Here is a 14,449-nt window from a genome sequence, read left to right as displayed (position 1 = left end):
CAGGTCCGCGCGCGGGTACGGCACGAACCGCGGGCAAGTCTAGTGCGCGGCCCTGCCACGGGCGCGGCCAGGCCGCGCCCGTGGCGGCTCAGCCCAGCAACTGGGCCTGCAGGCGGACCGTCTGGTGGAAGGGCACCGCGGGCAGCGAGCCCTTGCGGGTCTGCACCACCAGGGCGAACGTGTCGCCCGCGTTGAGCATCGCGAAACGGGTCGAGGTGTCCCCGCTCGACTTCAGCTCGGCCTGGGCGGTCACGGCGACCGTCCGCGGGATCGACGGGGACTGCACCTTGGGGTCCTCGACGGTGTCGAGAGCGCCCCTGACCGAGACGCCCGCCATGCCGTCGAAGTAGACGACGCGGTACCCGGTGGTGAGGAACTGCACCAGGTAGACCTCGGTCCTGGTGCCGTCGGGCATGGTCCAGGCGCGGGCGGCGATGTGCCGCACCGCGTCGGCGCGCAGCGCGAGGTCGGCGTCGCGCGCGACGTCCGGGAGCCCGAAGTCGTACCGCTTCTGGTAGGCCGCGGTCGGCAGCCACCCGGTCGTGCCGGGGAAGGAGCGGTCCGGCACGGCCTGTTCGGGCAGCGGCAGCAGGAGCGACCGCTCGTCGGTGTAGTGCACGCCGGAGGGGTTGGCCGAGACCAGCGGGCGCGGCCTGCCCGAGGGAAGCTTCGGCAGCGCGATCGGCGGATACGCCCAGCGGCCGTCGTCGGGTGTCTTGAGCCCCGGGATCTCGGTCCGCTCCGGCTGGGTCACGGCGTACGTCGCCGCCCCGCCGAGCGCGGCGAAGACCAGCACGGCGGCGGTCCACCGGATCGCGGCCCGCAGCTTCCGCCTGGGCGGCCGCGGCGCGAACGGCGGGGCGAGCGGCGGCACGGGCGGCATGGGCGGCGCGGGCGGTTCGGACGGTTGGGGGGCGGCCGTCACGGGTGCCGGCTCGGCCGGGGTATCTGCTGCCGGCTCGGCCGGCGTCTCTGCTGCCGTCTCGGCCGGCGTCTCAGGTGTCGTCGTCTCCGTCATCAGACCGTCATCCCCGGGTCCTTGATCCGGTCCAGCTGGTCGCGCAGCAGGTCGACCGCGTCGGACTTCGCCAGCGGCCGCGGGCCGTCGGCGGTCATCGTCACCATCAGGTCGCCCTCGGTGGCCTGGCAGGTCATCTCGTCCAGGGCGTCGCCCGGCTCGGCGGGCGGCAGGACGCAGGTCGCCTTCGGGTAGCCCTTCACCTTCGGGCCGGTACGGAAGACGCCCATGGCCTTGGTGAAGGCGGTGAAGTAGTCGGTCTCCGCCCTCGCCGCCTGCTTGTTCCTCATCTGCACGATGCGTATCTGGACCACCAGCCCGCCGCCGGTCTGGGTGTAGGTCCGCATCCCCGCGCTCTCGATGTGGAGGCTGTCCACCGCTTCGTTCAGCTCCTTGCGCTCCTTCGCGGACATGTCCCGGGAGTCGCCCTTGACCAGTCGCTGCGCCTGCTCGGCGTCGAGCGCGACGTCGTTGCCGTACTCGTCCACGTCGGGGCCGGGCAGGTAGCCGCCGGGAATCGGCAGGAGCAGCAGTCGCGGGCTGCCGTAGTGGCTGCCGCCGGACCGCGTGCCGAACGCCTTGGTGGCGGTCGGGGTCGGCTCGGTCCACGGGGTGGCGGCGGGCTTCGCGTCCGTCCTGCCGTCCTTGCCGTGCAGCACGGCGTACCCGACGCCGCCGCCCGCCACGACCGCGACCAGCACGGCGGCGAGCCCGAGCGCGAGCCCGCGCCTGGACCGTACGGCAGCGGGCCCGGCCGTCTCCGGCGGAAGCAGGGGTGCCGCGGGGAGCATCGGCACCGGCGGCGTGCCGGCGGCTACGTCCGAGGACACGGCCGGAGGCTCGGCCGGGGGTACCGCCGGAGGCAGGTCAGGGGCAGCGGCCGGAAGGTCCTCCGGTCTCCGCGGAGGGGTCTCGTCGCTCACAGCCGCTCCAGTTGCTTCTCGAGAATGGGCTTGATCCGCCCGGACTTCACCGGGTGCAGCGAGTCGATGTAGACCTCGACGTAGATGTTGCCGACCCGCCCGAGGCCGCGAGCGAGGTAGTCGCTCAGGTATCCGGCCTCCTGGTACGGCTTCGCCGAACCCCATGCCCTGCCGTCCGTGACGCCCGCGAGGTCCGTCCCGGGGCCGCTGTTCGGCGAGCTGTCGGCGATGTTCCGCTGGTCCTGGAAGAGCGACGGCGTCCCGGCGTAGCCCTCGTCCCGGAACTGCGTGAGGTGCACCTCGTAGTAGTCGCCCTGCTTGTCGGTCCAGTCCGCCTCGACGCTGCGCTGGAAGGACTCGCTCGCGAACGTGCTGAACATGCTCCCGGCGTGGGTGTAGCCGTCGGCGTACTCCAGCAGCGACACCCAGTCCCGGGTCTCCTCCTTGGCGCCCTTGGGCGTCGGCACGAGCAGCTTGAGCAGGTCGCCCTGGTAGACCAGGCCGCCGTCCTGGGCGGCGGGCAGCTTCGGCGCCGCCGGGCCGGCCCCCTTGGGCTGGGCGAGCACCGGCCCGGTGAGCGGCGGCAGCGGCGTCGGCGAGCGCTTCTGCTGGATGTGGTAGCCGAGGCCGCCGCCCGCGAGCACGCCGAGCACCGCGGCCGCGGCGATCAGCAGCGTGGTCCGCCCGCGCCGCCGCGGCTTGTACGTCGGGGGCTCGGGGAAGGGCCCCGGAAAGGGTTCGGCGAGCGGCTCGGCGGCAGGTTCCGCCGCAGACTCTGCGACGAGCTCCGCCGCGGACTCGGCAGCCGGCTCCGCCGCAGACTCTGCGACCGGCTCCGTGGCCGGTGCCGCGATCGGCTCCGCGTCCTGAACGGGAACGGGTTCTGGAACCTGTTCCGGAACCGGGACGGGGTCCGGTTCCTGGACAGGGGTGTCCTGCGTCAAGGGGTCACTCCACGGGATGGGGAGAGCGGGTCAGCGACCCGTCCTCAGCCTCTGGTACTGCGCGTCGAGCAGGTGCTGCAGCAGGGCGCGGGAGGGCGTCTTCCCACCGGTCACCGAGATGGTGATGTGCACGTCACCCTGGTAGGAGATCGCCAGCAGCGTGTCCGACGACTCGGCCGACCCGGACGCCAGGTCGTACCCGCGGGCGGGGTAACTCCCTTGCAGCGGAAGCGTGGTGGCCTGGTAGCCGGAGGAGGAGTAGTACGCCGCCGCCTGGCTCGGCCCGCGGAAGCGGACCAGTTCGACGGACACCTCGGACCCGCCGTCGGCCGTCAGATACGTACGGCTCGCGGCGTTGCGGAATCCGTAGGTGGAAAGAGCCCGCGCGGCCTGGCTGCCGTCCGCCGAGCCCGCGGCCACGTCGGCGGCCGAGTCGGCGCTGCCCGCCGGGTCACCGTAGACGTCGGCGCCGTCGGGCGGGGGGATCAGGAAGTACCGCAGGTCGCCGGTGTGGGTGCCGTGCGCCACCTGTCCGGCGGGCTTCTTCGCCGTGGGCGACGCGCTCGGCGCGGGGGACGAGGCGGAGGCGGAACCGGACGGTGCGCCGGCGCCGGTCCTCGAAGCCGTGGCCGAGGGCGTGGCGGCGGCGTCCGCTCCCCCCGGGGACGAGCCGAACGCGATCACCGCGCCGGCCGTCACCGCCGCCAGCGCGACCAGTCCGGTCACCGCGGCGGCAAGCCCCCCACGACGGCCTTTGCCGTCCCTGATTCCCACCCAAGCCCCCCCGGGCACGTATGTGTACGCGCGTACGATCCACGCGGATCTGCTTTATATCACCGCTTAGGGTGCTCGTATGACAAATAAAGTCGTGATCAAGGTGACGGCAGGCGCGGACGCGCCCGAGCGGTGCTCGCAGGCGTTCACCGTGGCGGCGGTCGCCGTGGCCAGCGGGGTGGACGTGTCGCTCTGGCTCACCGGCGAGTCCGCGTGGTTCGCCCTGCCCGGGCGGGCCGCGGAGTTCGAACTCCCGCACTCCGCGCCGCTGCCCGACCTGCTCGACGCCGTGCTGGCCGGCGGCCAGGTCACCCTGTGCACGCAGTGCGCGGCCCGCCGTGACATCACCGAGCGCGACGTCATGGATGGTGTACGGATCGCGGGCGCGCAGGTGTTCGTCAGCGAGATCACCAAGGACGGCGTGCAGGCGCTCGTCTACTGAACCCCCGGCGCGCGGCTTCCCTGTGCGGCCTCCCCGTGCGGCCCCCGCCTGACCTGGGCGTATGACGGCCGGAGCGCGGCCCGCACGGCCGTTGTCGGCCCCCTCCGCCAGTGCCGTGGCCGGAAAGGTCCGCGTGCCGGGCGCCGCGAACCGGAGCGCCTTTCCGGTCACGGCACTAGGTTGCGGGCATGACGGAATTCGTACTGGTGCCAGGCGCCTGGCTCGGTTCGTCGGCGTGGGACGAGGTGGCGGAGCGGCTGCGGGCGGCGGGCCACGGCGCCCACCCGCTGACGCTCACCGGGGTCGCGGAGCGCGGCGGCGAGGAGCCGGCCGGGCAGCAGGCCCACGTGCGGGACATCGTCAGCGCGGTCGAGGACGCCGACCTGCGCGATGTGGTCCTGGTCGGGCACAGCTACTCGGGCATCCCGGTCGGCCAGGCCGCGGGGCGGATCGGGGACCGGCTGACCCGCGTGGTGTTCGTGGACGCCAACGTGCCGGTCGAGGGCGGGTCGTTCGTGACGAGTTTCCCGGGCGGCGGCGAGGTGGCCGAGGCGGTCACCGCGGGCGGCGGCTTCTGGGCGCCGCCCGGGCCGGAGGACCTCGACGGCCAGGGGCTCACCCCCGAGCAGACCGCCCGGCTGCTGGCCGGCGCCACGCCCCACCCGGGTGCGAGCCTCACCGAGCCGGCGGCGCTCCCCCGCCCGCTGGAAGCCCTGCCGGCGACGTACGTCAAGTGCCTGCTGGACTGGCCGGAGCCGAGCGGGACCGTCGCGGAGCTGCTCACCGGCGACACCTGGGAACTGGTCGAGATGGACACCGGGCACTGGCCGATGTTCTCGCAGCCCGACGAGCTGGTCCGCATCCTGCTTGACGCCGCCGCGGGCTGAGCCGCCCGATGCGCGGCCGACGCGCCGCGCGGGGGGTACGGTGCCTTCCCTGCCCCGGCTGGGCCCCGGCCCGTCGACCCGTTCGGGCAGGTGCCATTCGGGGGTACCGGTCGTACCGTTGAAGTGTGTACGCGCGTCGTCGTCACTGGTATTTCGCCATGATGGGCACCTGCGTAGTGCTCTTCGTCCTGGCGTGGTCCGTCGTGCGCCTCTGGTCGGTGCAGGCGGCCATCGGCATGTGCCTGTTCGCCATGGTGATCCCGCCCGTCGCGGCGATCGTGGCGAACCGGAAAGGCCCCGAGGACCGGTGGTGGGACGAGAAGGGCCCACGCGGCGGCAAGGAAGCCGAGCGGAAAGCCGACGAGGCCGCGCCCGAGCCGGACAAGCGGATGCGAGGCGGCTGCGGCGACCCGCAGTCGGACGCGTGGTGGGCGGAGTTGGACGAGGGGAACCGCAACCGCAAGCGCCACCGCGACTGACCCGGCCCCACGGCCCCACGGCTCAGAGCATGCGGACGGGCCGCACCCCCTTGCGCGGGGTGCGGCCCGTCCGGGTTTCCGGGACCGGGTCAGACGGCGATGGCGACCTCTGCCGCGGCGCCCTGCTGGGCCACCACCGTGCGGTCGACCGTGGCGCCCGGGACGAGGGCGCGCAGGGTCCAGGTGCCGGGGGCGGCGAAGAAGCGGAACTGCCCGGTGGCCGAGGTCGGCACCTCCGCCGTGAACTCGCCGCCGCCGTCCAGCAGCCGCACATAGCCGCTGACCGGCTCGCCGTCGCGGGTCACGGACCCCTGGATGATCGTCTCGTTCGCCACGTCAACTCCTGCCAGGTCCGGGCCGCCGGCCTTCGCTCCACACATAAGGTTCAGTCCTCGCCTCGTCTGGGTCCTGCTCGACGTCAGTTCGAGCCGAGTTCGATCGGCACGCCGACCAGGGACCCGTACTCGGTCCACGAGCCGTCGTAGTTCTTGACGTTGCTCACGCCGAGCAACTCGTGCAGCACGAACCAGGTGAGCGCGGAGCGCTCGCCGATCCGGCAGTAGGCGATGGTGTCCGTGGCGAGGTCGACCTGCTCCTCGGCGTAGAGCGCCTTCAGCTCGTCGTCCGACTTGAAGGTGCCGTCGTCGTTGGCGTTCTTCGACCACGGGATGTTGCGCGCGCTCGGCACGTGGCCGGGGCGCTGCGACTGCTCCTGCGGCAGGTGCGCGGGGGCGAGCAGCTTCCCGGAGAACTCGTCGGGCGAACGCACGTCGACCAGGTTCTGCGCGCCGATCGCGGCCACCACGTCGTCGCGGTAGGCGCGGATCGAGGTGTCCTGGGCCTTGGCCTGGTACGTCGTCGCGGCGCGCTCGGGCACCTCGTCGACCAGCTCGCGGGCGTCCAGCTCCCACTTCTTGCGGCCGCCGTCGAGCAGCTTCACCGCGTCGTGGCCGTAGAGCTTGAAGTACCAGTACGCGTAGGACGCGAACCAGTTGTTGTTGCCGCCGTACAGCACGACGGTGTCGTCGTTGGCGATGCCCTTGGCCGACAGCAGCGCCTCGAAGCCGGCCTGGTCGACGAAGTCGCGGCGGACCGGGTCCTGGAGGTCGGACTTCCAGTCGATGCGGACCGCGTTCTTGATGTGGTTCTTCTCGTAGGCCGAGGTGTCCTCGTCCACCTCGACGATGACCACCTTCGGGTCGTCGATGTGGGCCTCGACCCAGTCGGCGTCCACGAGGACGTCACTGCGGCTCATGCTGATCTCCTCCGGGGCAGTACGGAATGTGCGGTGGCGCGGTCACTTGCGTCGAAGCGCGCGGGCGCGTCGGGGGTGCCTGGCGGCAGCGGGGAGGGCGGCGGGCCGGCCGCGGAGGGCCATGGGGCCGCGGCTTCGCGGCGGGGCGGGCGCCCTTCAGGAAAGTCGACAGAGCATGGCGGCCACGCGGCACAGGTCCACTGCCCGCCGCTTTGTGAGGTCCGCCTGTCGCTTCATGAGTCCCGATCGTAGGGAAATAAAGCGCGAAGTGTCACCGGTGTATCGCATGACGAGACGAGACTGTCCATATAACAAGACGAGCTGCGGGCGCCGCACGCACGGGCACCCCTCGCGCGCGCGTTCGAGCGGTGCGCGAGGGGTGCCGGGGCGGCCTAGGCCGCCGTGGTGGACAGCGGCGTCTCAGCCTGCGAGAACCACGCCATGCCCGCCGAACTTGATGGTGATGCCGTCCGGACCGGTGGTGACCGAGGTCAGGCCCAGCCCCGCGGGCAGGTGGGTCAGCTCGGGGGTGAAGTCGATCTGGTTGCGGAGCTTGGTCTCCAGCCCGAGCGCGGTGAACTCCTTCGGCAGCCCCTCGGCGTGCAGCTGGATCGTGTTGGGCGCGGCCCCGGACTTCGGGTCCACGACGCTGAGCTTGCTCAGCACGCTGAGGTTGGTGCCGAGGTAGGAGCCGGTGATCCGCACGGTGTCGGTGCCGTCGCCCGGGTACGAGACGGTGATCCCGTCCGGCGCGGCCTTCGTCAGTTCCTCGTAGCTGATCTTCGCCTCGCCGGTGGCGCGGTCGGCCTTGGCCTCGCTGTAGCCGTTGGAGAGCTTCACGTCGTACAGGTCGGCGTGGAAGTCCTCGACCTGGACGCTCTGGCCGCCGCTGGACGCCGCGACGCCGTCGGCGTTGATCGTCACGTGGTGCAGCTTGCCGGACAGGGCCTGGGTGAGGAACGGGAAGCCCTTGATGCCCACCTTCGGCTTGTCGGTCAGGCCCTCCGAGGTCTGGGCCTGGCTGGCGGCCTTGTTCTGGGCCACGTACACGGCGATCCGGTCCAGCCCGACGAAGATCGCGCCCAGGACCAGGACCACGATCAGTGTTATTCGCGCCGCGCGCATGGGTTCTCCCCGGCTGTTGACCGTTCTACCGTTCGACTCGCTCGCAACGCCTGACGGGCGGCGGGGCCCGTACGGTTCCCGCCGGGCCGATCATTTATCTCACGCTCGTGATCAGGTCAGTGCGGCACCGAGGGCGTAGACGACCGGGGCGGCCGCGGTCAGCGGCAGCGCGACCCCGGCGGTGAAGTGCACGAAACGGGACGGCCAGTCGTAACTGGCCACCCGCAGGCCGATCAGCGCGCAGGCGCCGGCCGCGGCGGCGAGCAGCACCGAGTGCCCCGAGCCGAAGCCGGTGGCCGGGCCGGTGAGCGCCCCGGTCGCGGCGGCCACCACGAGCGCGGCGACCAGCGAGACGGGCTCCCCGCCCGGCAGCCGCACCGCGCGCACCAGCGTGGCGGCGGCCACCGCGACCGCCCCGACCACGACCGGGTCGCTGCCCGCGTGCGAGGTGGCGGCGAGGAGGTAGCCGCCCGCGACCACGGTGAGCAGGGTGGAGGCGGAGGTCGCGGTGAGCGACGAGAGGCGTTCGTCGGCCGAGCCGTGGTGGCGCAGTTGGAGCACCAGGACGAGCAGCAGCCACACCCCGAGGGTGCCGAGCAGCGCGACCGGGCCGTGGCCGCCGCTGACCGCGAGCACCGCGATGTCCACGGTGACGCCGGACAGGAAGGCCAGCACGATGCCCTGCCGGGCGGGCCACATGCCGTTCAGCCGGAACCAGCCGGCCGCGGTGACCGCCTGGAGCAGCACCAGCACCACCGCGAGGGCGGGCTTGCCGACCGCCGCCCCGCCGGCCAGGAGCAGGCCGAGCACCGCGGTCAGCCCGGCGGGCTGGATGCCGGGCGGGATGATCGGCGAGCCGGTCCGGTGCGGCGGCACGGCTGCTTCAGGTTCGATGACGGGAAGCGCGGCGGTCCGCTCCAGTTCGGGTTCCTGCTCGTCTCCGGCCGGGGCGTACCCGGCGGGCGCGGCCGCGGCGACGGGTACGTCCGGGGCGTGCCGGGGGGCGGGGGCGGGCTGCCGCCCGTAGCCGGACCCGTAGCCGGCGTCCTGGCCGGGCGCGTATCCGGGGGCGCCGCCGGGGGTGGTGCCCCAGGCGGGCGCGGGTGCGGGCGCCGCGGCCCAGGTGTCCGCGGCGGGCGGCGCCGCCTGCCCCTGTCCGGCGGCCGCCTGACCGTTCCACGTGCCGCCGGCCGCGGGCCCCCCGAATCCGTTGCCGGGTTCCGCGTCGGAGGGCAACTGCACGCCGATCGGCTCCGGTACGTAGGTGGTCCCGTCGGCGGGCGGGTGGAAGTGGCCAGGGTCGGCCGCGCCGTAGGGGTCGCCCGGTCCGGCGTACGCACCCTGCCCGCCGCCTGCCGGCGGGGCGCCGGGCTGTACGTAACCGGGCTGGACGTAGCCGCCCTGTGTGTAGCCGCCTTCCGCGTAGCCGCCGTGGCCGTGACCGGTCTGCTCGTGGCCGGCCTGCTCGTAGCCGGTGCCGTACCCGGGCCGGGCGTATCCGCCCTGGTCGTACCCGGACGGGTCGTACCCGGCCTGCGGGTGGGCGTCCTGGCCGGGACCGGGGCCGTATGCCTGCGGGCCGGGGGCGCCGTCGGGGTAGCCGGGGGCACCGTCGCTCCAGCCGCCGGGGGCCGGCGGCGCGTAACCGTAGGAGTGGCCGTAGGGCTGCCCGTGACCGTCGGCCGGCTGCTGGGGGTAGCCCTCGGCCGGGGCCTGCCCGGGGGGCGTCTGCCCGGGGGCGCCGTCGGCGGCAGGGGTGCCGTGCGGCCCGTCGGGGCCGTGGAAGTCGTTCATCTCATCCTCCCGCGAACGGCGGAAGGACCTCCACCGTGCCGCCGTCTGGCAGGGGGACCGCGGAGTGGTCGCGGGTGCCGACGGGCGTGCCGTCGATCAGGAAGGAGCAGCGCAGCAGCACCCGGGCGAACTCCGGTTCGCGGGCGTGCCGTGCGCGGGCCGCGGCCAGGGCGTCGGCGAGGGTCGCCGCGCGGTACGGCTCCTCCGTCGTGCCCGCGGCGGCCTTCGCCGCGGCCCAGTAGCGGATCGTGCCCGCCGCGGGCCCCGCCGTGTCAGGTGCTGCCATCGCTCCGTCCTCAGGTCAGTGCGTCGTGCGGGTCCATCATGGCCCGTCGGCGTCAGCTCGCGGGAAAGCGGGCGGTCAGCCACGTGCCGATCCGGTCCAGCAGTTCCGGCGCGGCCGCGTTCTCCGCGTGCCCGAAGCCGGGTTCGATCCACAGCTCCGCGCCGCCGGGACCGGCCGCCTCGGCGAGCGAGCGCGGGTGGTCCAGCGGGAAGTACGCGTCCCGGTCGCCGTGCACGATCAGCAGCGGCGCCGGCGGGATCAGCGGCACCGCCTGCACCGGGGAGAGCGGCACCGGGTCCCAGTCGCGGGTGTGGACACGGGTGTGCAGTCCGTAGCGCGAGACCAGCCGCCCCACCGGCCGGGTCACCACCCAGTGCAGCCGGCGCATCGGCGGGGTGCCGCGGTAGTACCAGCGGGCCGGTGAGCTGACCGACACCACCGCGTCCACGCCGAACAGCGCGGCGTGCCGCAGCACCACCGAACCGCCCATCGAGAAGCCGACGGTGGCCACGTCCGGGTATCCCAACTGCCGTGCCCAGCGCACCGCCGCTTCCAGGTCGAGCACTTCCCGGTCGCCGACCGTGGAGCGTCCGCCGGAGCCGCCGTGGCCGCGGAAGGAGAAGGCCACCACGCCGCCGTAGGCCGCCAGCCGCCCGGCCGCGCGGCGCAGCGCGGGCCGCTCCAGGGCGCCGGTGAAGCCGTGCGCGACCACGATCGCCAGTCGGCCGGAACCCGCCGGTGCCGGGATGTGCTCCGCCTCGACGGGCACCCGATCGGATGTCAACAACACCGCCCGGCGGCCACTCGAAGTGACCACCGAAACACGCGAAAGGCTGTCGTCGCTCTCGGCAGGGCTGTCCATGTGGGCTATTGTTCCCTGGAAGAGGACCTGGGCAATGTCGCCCCCGGGTCCTTTCGTGCTTTCCGGCATGCGTGTCGCCTCGCGGAAATCGAGGAGGGTTCGGTTTTGAGACAGGTCGTGAGACGTGTCCTGGCACCACCGCCCTCGTCCGTGACGGCGTACCGCGGCCGGACGACGACCTACGGGAGCGCCCGGTGAGTTCACTCCTGCTTCTGACCAACGCCCTTCAACCCTCCACCGAAGTGCTGCCCGCACTCGGTCTGCTGCTGCACAGCGTGCGCGTGGCACCCGCCGAGGGCCCGGCTCTGGTCGACACCCCCGGTGCCGACGTGATCCTGATCGACGGCCGGCGGGACCTGCCGCAGGTGCGCAGCCTGTGCCAGCTGCTGCGCTCCACCGGCCCCGGCTGCCCGCTGATGCTGGTGGTCACCGAAGGCGGCCTGGCCGCCGTCACGGCGGACTGGGGCATCGACGACGTGCTGCTGGACACCGCCGGCCCGGCCGAGGTCGAGGCGCGGCTGCGGCTGGCCATGGGCCGCCAGCAGATCAGCAACGACGACAGCCCGATGGAGATCCGCAACGGCGACCTGTCGGTCGACGAGGCGACGTACAGCGCGAAGCTCAAGGGCCGGGTGCTCGACCTGACCTTCAAGGAGTTCGAGCTGCTGAAGTACCTCGCGCAGCACCCCGGCCGGGTCTTCACCCGCGCCCAGTTGCTCCAGGAGGTGTGGGGCTACGACTACTTCGGCGGCACCCGCACCGTGGACGTGCACGTGCGACGCCTGCGGGCCAAGCTCGGCGTGGAGCACGAGTCGCTGATCGGCACCGTGCGCAACGTCGGCTACCGCTTCGTCACGCCGGAGAAGCCCGAGAAGGGCGACCGGACCGAGAAGGCCGACAAGGCGAGCGCGGGCGACCGGACCGCCGAGGAGCCCGACCGCGAGGGAAGCCGCCGGTACCCGGCGGAGGGCTCGGTCGAGCGGTCCGCCGACCAGTATGTGGACAAGCGCAGTTCGGCCGAGCAGACCGTCTGAACTTTTATATGACGGCAGGTTGGACACGCGTAGACTGCGCGACGTGCCCAAGGTGACGCGTGACGATGTGGCCAGGCTGGCGGGGACCTCGACCGCGGTCGTCAGCTACGTCATCAACAACGGACCCCGGCCGGTAGCCCCGGCCACCCGCGAGCGCGTGCTCGCGGCCATCAAGCAGCTCGGCTACCGCCCGGACCGGGTCGCGCAGGCGATGGCCAGCCGCCGTACCGACCTGATCGGGCTGATCGTCCCGGACGCGCGCCAGCCGTTCTTCGCGGAGATGGCGCACGCGGTCGAACAGGCCGCGTCCGAGCGCGGAAAGATGGTGCTGGTCGGCAACTCCGACTACCTCGACGACCGCGAGGTGCACTACCTGCGGGCCTTCCTCGGCATGCGGGTGTCCGGGCTGATCCTGATCAGCCAGGGTCCCAGCGAGAACGCCGCCATAGAGATCGACGCCTGGGACGCCCGGGTGGTGCTGCTGCACGAGCGTCCCGAGGCGATCGACGACATCGCGGTGGTCACCGACGACATCGGCGGCGCCCAACTGGCCACCCGGCACCTGCTGGAGCACGGCTACGACTACGTCGCCTGCCTCGGCGGCACCGAGGTCACGCCGGAGGTCGGCGACCCCGTCACCGACCACGTGGTCGGCTGGCGGCGGGCCATGGCGGAGGCCGGGAAGCCCACCGAGGGCCGGCTCTTCCAGGCGCCGTACAACCGCTACGACGCCTACCAGGTCGCGCTCGGCCTGCTCGCCGGGCCGGACCGGCCGCCGGCCATCTTCTGCGCGACCGACGACCAGGCGATCGGCGTGCTGCGGGCCGCCCGCGAGCTGCGGATCGACGTGCCCGGCAAGCTGGCGGTGGCCGGCTTCGACGACGTCAAGGAGGCCGCGCTCGCCGACCCGCCGCTGACCACGGTCGCCTCCGACCGGCAGGCGATGGCCCGCGCCGCGGTGGACGCGGTGCTCGACGACTCGCTGCGGGTGCCCGGTTCGCGCCGCGAGCGGGTCCGGCAGTTCCCGTCCCGGCTGGTCGTCCGGGGTTCGTGCGGCTGCGCCTGAGCACGCGGCGCACCGGCCCGCGCGGGCGGTCCGCGACCGGCCGCCGCGAGGGCCGTGGAGCAGCCTCGAAACCGGCCTGAAAACCGGCCCGCGCACCACGTCCGTACGGGCCGGATAAGGGCCGCGTGCACCGCCGACCGCTCTTCCTTATATCGGGCATACCTACTTCTGTCGGGCTTCTCAGCGTGCACTCAGGAAGCTCTCATGAACCGAGCACACAGTCGTAGGCATGACCAGCGAGAGCAGCCGCAACGGCGAACCCCAGTTTCCGTACGACCCGCAGCTTCCGCTCCAGCCCGACCCGCAGGCGCCGTACTCCGAGTCGCCCACCCCCGCGGCTCCGCCCGTGCAGCCCCACCCGCACTCCGGGGGCGGCTACCAGGACCCGTACTACGGCGGCGGCGAGCCCGGGCACACCGTGATCCAGGGGTCGGTGGTTCCCCCGGCCCCCGAGACCGCGACCGGCTCCGGCGGCTACCCGCCGCCGCCCGCCTACCAGGCCGGCTACGCGGCCGTGGGTGCCGCGCCCCTGGGTGCCGCGCCCGTCCCGCACCGGCGCCGCCGGATGAGCCGGCCGTTCGCGCTCGCCGCGGCGGTGGCCCTGGCCGCGGGTGTGATCGGCGGCGGCGCCGGCGCGCTGATCGGGCACGCGACCGACAACTCCGGCAACAGCGTGGCGTCCGCCGCCGCGGTCAACGCCTCCGCCGTGGACGGCTCCGTGGCCGGCGTGTACAAGGCGGTCAACCCCAGCGTGGTGGAGATCAACGCGACCCTCAGCGACGGCAAGTCCACCGGCGCGGGCGTCATCATCACCTCCAACGGCCAGATCATCACCAACAACCACGTGATCGCGGGCGCCCAGAGCATCTCCGTCACCTACAGCAGCGGCAAGACCTCGTCCGCGTCGGTGGTCGGCACCGACGCGAAGAAGGACCTCGCGCTGATCAAGGTGAACGGCGCGAGCGGACTGCCCGCGGCGGTCCTCGGCAACTCCTCCGGGCTCGCGGTCGGCGACCAGGTCGTGGCGATCGGCTCGCCCGAGGGCCTCAGCGACACCGTGACCAGCGGCATCGTCTCCGCGCTCAACCGCGATGTGACCGTGCCGGTCGAGGAGAGCCAGGGCCAGGACCAGAGCCAGGGCCAGCAGGGCTACGGCTACGGCGGGGGCAGCGGAGGCGGCAGCGGCGACCAGTGGCCGTTCTCCTTCGGCGGCAACCAGTACAACGGCAGCACCGGCAGCACCACGACCACGTACAAGGCGATCCAGACCGACGCGTCGCTCAACCCGGGCAACTCCGGTGGCGCGCTGATCAACATGAGCGGGCAGATCGTCGGCATCAACTCGGCGATGTACTCCAGCTCCTCCGACAGCAGCTCCTCCTCGTCGAGCGCGGGCAGCGTGGGGCTCGGGTTCGCCATCCCGATCAACACCGTCACGTCCGACCTCGCGCACCTGAGGGCCGGCGGGGACAGCAACTAGGAGGTGCCCGCGGTGGTCGCCGGAACGTCCCCCGGCGGGTGGCCGGTCGTACGGCCGCACGCCGGGGACGAGCCGCGCAC

The 14,449-nt window shown here is 73.1% G+C and carries 16 protein-coding genes; 6 read left to right on the top strand and 10 right to left on the bottom strand.

Translation table 11 applies throughout. The features are described from left to right. Positions 1-88 precede the first annotated feature (88 nt). The 4 genes from ACIPAE_RS33555 to ACIPAE_RS33540 all read right to left on the bottom strand — a co-directional run bounded on the left by ACIPAE_RS33555 (position 89) and on the right by ACIPAE_RS33540 (position 3,611). Positions 89-1,018, bottom strand: a complete 930-nt coding sequence (locus ACIPAE_RS33555) for a hypothetical protein (RefSeq protein ID WP_402450475.1) — start codon at positions 1,016-1,018, stop codon at positions 89-91. Then, the gene (locus ACIPAE_RS33550) at positions 1,018-1,848 is read right to left on the bottom strand and encodes a hypothetical protein (protein ID WP_402450473.1); all 831 of its coding nucleotides are present in this window, start codon (positions 1,846-1,848) and stop codon (positions 1,018-1,020) included. The genes ACIPAE_RS33555 and ACIPAE_RS33550 overlap by 1 nt, the downstream gene beginning before the upstream one ends. A gap of 89 nt (positions 1,849-1,937) precedes the next feature. Then, the gene (locus ACIPAE_RS33545; RefSeq protein ID WP_366412549.1) at positions 1,938-2,885 is read right to left on the bottom strand and encodes a hypothetical protein; all 948 of its coding nucleotides are present in this window, start codon (positions 2,883-2,885) and stop codon (positions 1,938-1,940) included. Positions 2,886-2,915: 30 nt separating this feature from the next. Beyond that, entirely contained in the window at positions 2,916-3,611 is a 696-nt protein-coding gene (locus ACIPAE_RS33540; RefSeq protein ID WP_402450472.1) for a hypothetical protein, read from the bottom strand. Between the two features lie 127 nt (positions 3,612-3,738). Between ACIPAE_RS33540 and ACIPAE_RS33535 the strand changes: the two genes are divergently transcribed. From ACIPAE_RS33535 to ACIPAE_RS33525, 3 genes are all read left to right on the top strand, one after another. Then, positions 3,739-4,101, top strand: coding sequence for a DsrE family protein (locus tag ACIPAE_RS33535; protein ID WP_328467509.1), 363 nt, complete (start codon positions 3,739-3,741; stop codon positions 4,099-4,101). Positions 4,102-4,289: 188 nt separating this feature from the next. Then, positions 4,290-4,988 carry an alpha/beta fold hydrolase gene (locus ACIPAE_RS33530; RefSeq protein WP_402450468.1) on the top strand — a complete coding sequence of 233 codons (699 nt, stop codon included), beginning with the start codon at positions 4,290-4,292 and terminating at the stop codon, positions 4,986-4,988. 125 nt (positions 4,989-5,113) lie between these two features. Further along, positions 5,114-5,467 carry a DUF3099 domain-containing protein gene (locus ACIPAE_RS33525; RefSeq protein ID WP_402450465.1) on the top strand — a complete coding sequence of 118 codons (354 nt, stop codon included), beginning with the start codon at positions 5,114-5,116 and terminating at the stop codon, positions 5,465-5,467. Positions 5,468-5,556: 89 nt separating this feature from the next. On the opposite strand, the gene ACIPAE_RS33520 is transcribed toward ACIPAE_RS33525, so the two are convergent. The 6 genes from ACIPAE_RS33520 to ACIPAE_RS33495 all read right to left on the bottom strand — a co-directional run bounded on the left by ACIPAE_RS33520 (position 5,557) and on the right by ACIPAE_RS33495 (position 10,789). Further along, complete coding sequence (locus ACIPAE_RS33520; RefSeq protein WP_069466740.1) at positions 5,557-5,847, bottom strand: DUF1416 domain-containing protein; 291 nt, start codon at positions 5,845-5,847, stop codon at positions 5,557-5,559. A gap of 38 nt (positions 5,848-5,885) precedes the next feature. Further along, positions 5,886-6,722, bottom strand: coding sequence for a sulfurtransferase (locus tag ACIPAE_RS33515; RefSeq protein WP_329366251.1), 837 nt, complete (start codon positions 6,720-6,722; stop codon positions 5,886-5,888). Between the two features lie 420 nt (positions 6,723-7,142). Then, the gene (locus ACIPAE_RS33510; protein WP_329366253.1) at positions 7,143-7,847 is read right to left on the bottom strand and encodes a DUF2993 domain-containing protein; all 705 of its coding nucleotides are present in this window, start codon (positions 7,845-7,847) and stop codon (positions 7,143-7,145) included. Between the two features lie 111 nt (positions 7,848-7,958). Further along, positions 7,959-9,641, bottom strand: coding sequence for a hypothetical protein (locus ACIPAE_RS33505; protein ID WP_402450463.1), 1,683 nt, complete (start codon positions 9,639-9,641; stop codon positions 7,959-7,961). Position 9,642: 1 nt separating this feature from the next. Beyond that, entirely contained in the window at positions 9,643-9,927 is a 285-nt protein-coding gene (locus ACIPAE_RS33500; protein ID WP_328467496.1) for a MoaD/ThiS family protein, read from the bottom strand. A 52-nt stretch (positions 9,928-9,979) separates the two neighbouring features. Further along, on the bottom strand, positions 9,980-10,789 hold the full coding sequence (locus tag ACIPAE_RS33495) for an alpha/beta fold hydrolase (RefSeq protein ID WP_329366258.1): 810 nt from the start codon (positions 10,787-10,789) through the stop codon (positions 9,980-9,982). Between the two features lie 194 nt (positions 10,790-10,983). On the opposite strand from ACIPAE_RS33495, the gene ACIPAE_RS33490 reads away from it, so the two are divergent. The 3 genes from ACIPAE_RS33490 to ACIPAE_RS33480 all read left to right on the top strand — a co-directional run bounded on the left by ACIPAE_RS33490 (position 10,984) and on the right by ACIPAE_RS33480 (position 14,369). Then, entirely contained in the window at positions 10,984-11,823 is an 840-nt protein-coding gene (locus ACIPAE_RS33490) for a response regulator transcription factor (protein WP_329366260.1), read from the top strand. 43 nt (positions 11,824-11,866) lie between these two features. Then, positions 11,867-12,889, top strand: a complete 1,023-nt coding sequence (locus ACIPAE_RS33485; RefSeq protein WP_329374073.1) for a LacI family DNA-binding transcriptional regulator — start codon at positions 11,867-11,869, stop codon at positions 12,887-12,889. A 229-nt stretch (positions 12,890-13,118) separates the two neighbouring features. Beyond that, positions 13,119-14,369: a trypsin-like peptidase domain-containing protein gene (locus ACIPAE_RS33480; RefSeq protein WP_402450459.1), complete on the top strand. Its 1,251-nt coding sequence runs from the start codon at positions 13,119-13,121 to the stop codon at positions 14,367-14,369. The last annotated feature ends 80 nt before the right edge of the window (positions 14,370-14,449 follow it).

The sequence above is a fragment of the Streptomyces sp. NPDC087270 genome (assembly GCF_044744625.1).
GTDB lineage: Bacteria > Actinomycetota > Actinomycetes > Streptomycetales > Streptomycetaceae > Actinacidiphila.
The sequence above is the reverse complement of the archived record's forward strand: the minus strand, read 5'-3'. Positions and strand labels throughout refer to the sequence as shown.

Coding starts and splice junctions, on each gene's coding strand:
- ACIPAE_RS33555 (WP_402450475.1), bottom strand. CDS start 1,018: ATGACGGAGACGACGACACCTGAGACGCCGGCCGAGACGGCAGCAGAG.
- ACIPAE_RS33535 (WP_328467509.1), top strand. CDS start 3,739: ATGACAAATAAAGTCGTGATCAAGGTGACGGCAGGCGCGGACGCGCCC.
- ACIPAE_RS33530 (WP_402450468.1), top strand. CDS start 4,290: ATGACGGAATTCGTACTGGTGCCAGGCGCCTGGCTCGGTTCGTCGGCG.
- ACIPAE_RS33520 (WP_069466740.1), bottom strand. CDS start 5,847: ATGTGTGGAGCGAAGGCCGGCGGCCCGGACCTGGCAGGAGTTGACGTG.
- ACIPAE_RS33515 (WP_329366251.1), bottom strand. CDS start 6,722: ATGAGCCGCAGTGACGTCCTCGTGGACGCCGACTGGGTCGAGGCCCAC.
- ACIPAE_RS33510 (WP_329366253.1), bottom strand. CDS start 7,847: ATGCGCGCGGCGCGAATAACACTGATCGTGGTCCTGGTCCTGGGCGCG.
- ACIPAE_RS33505 (WP_402450463.1), bottom strand. CDS start 9,641: ATGAACGACTTCCACGGCCCCGACGGGCCGCACGGCACCCCTGCCGCC.
- ACIPAE_RS33500 (WP_328467496.1), bottom strand. CDS start 9,927: ATGGCAGCACCTGACACGGCGGGGCCCGCGGCGGGCACGATCCGCTAC.
- ACIPAE_RS33495 (WP_329366258.1), bottom strand. CDS start 10,789: ATGGACAGCCCTGCCGAGAGCGACGACAGCCTTTCGCGTGTTTCGGTG.
- ACIPAE_RS33480 (WP_402450459.1), top strand. CDS start 13,119: ATGACCAGCGAGAGCAGCCGCAACGGCGAACCCCAGTTTCCGTACGAC.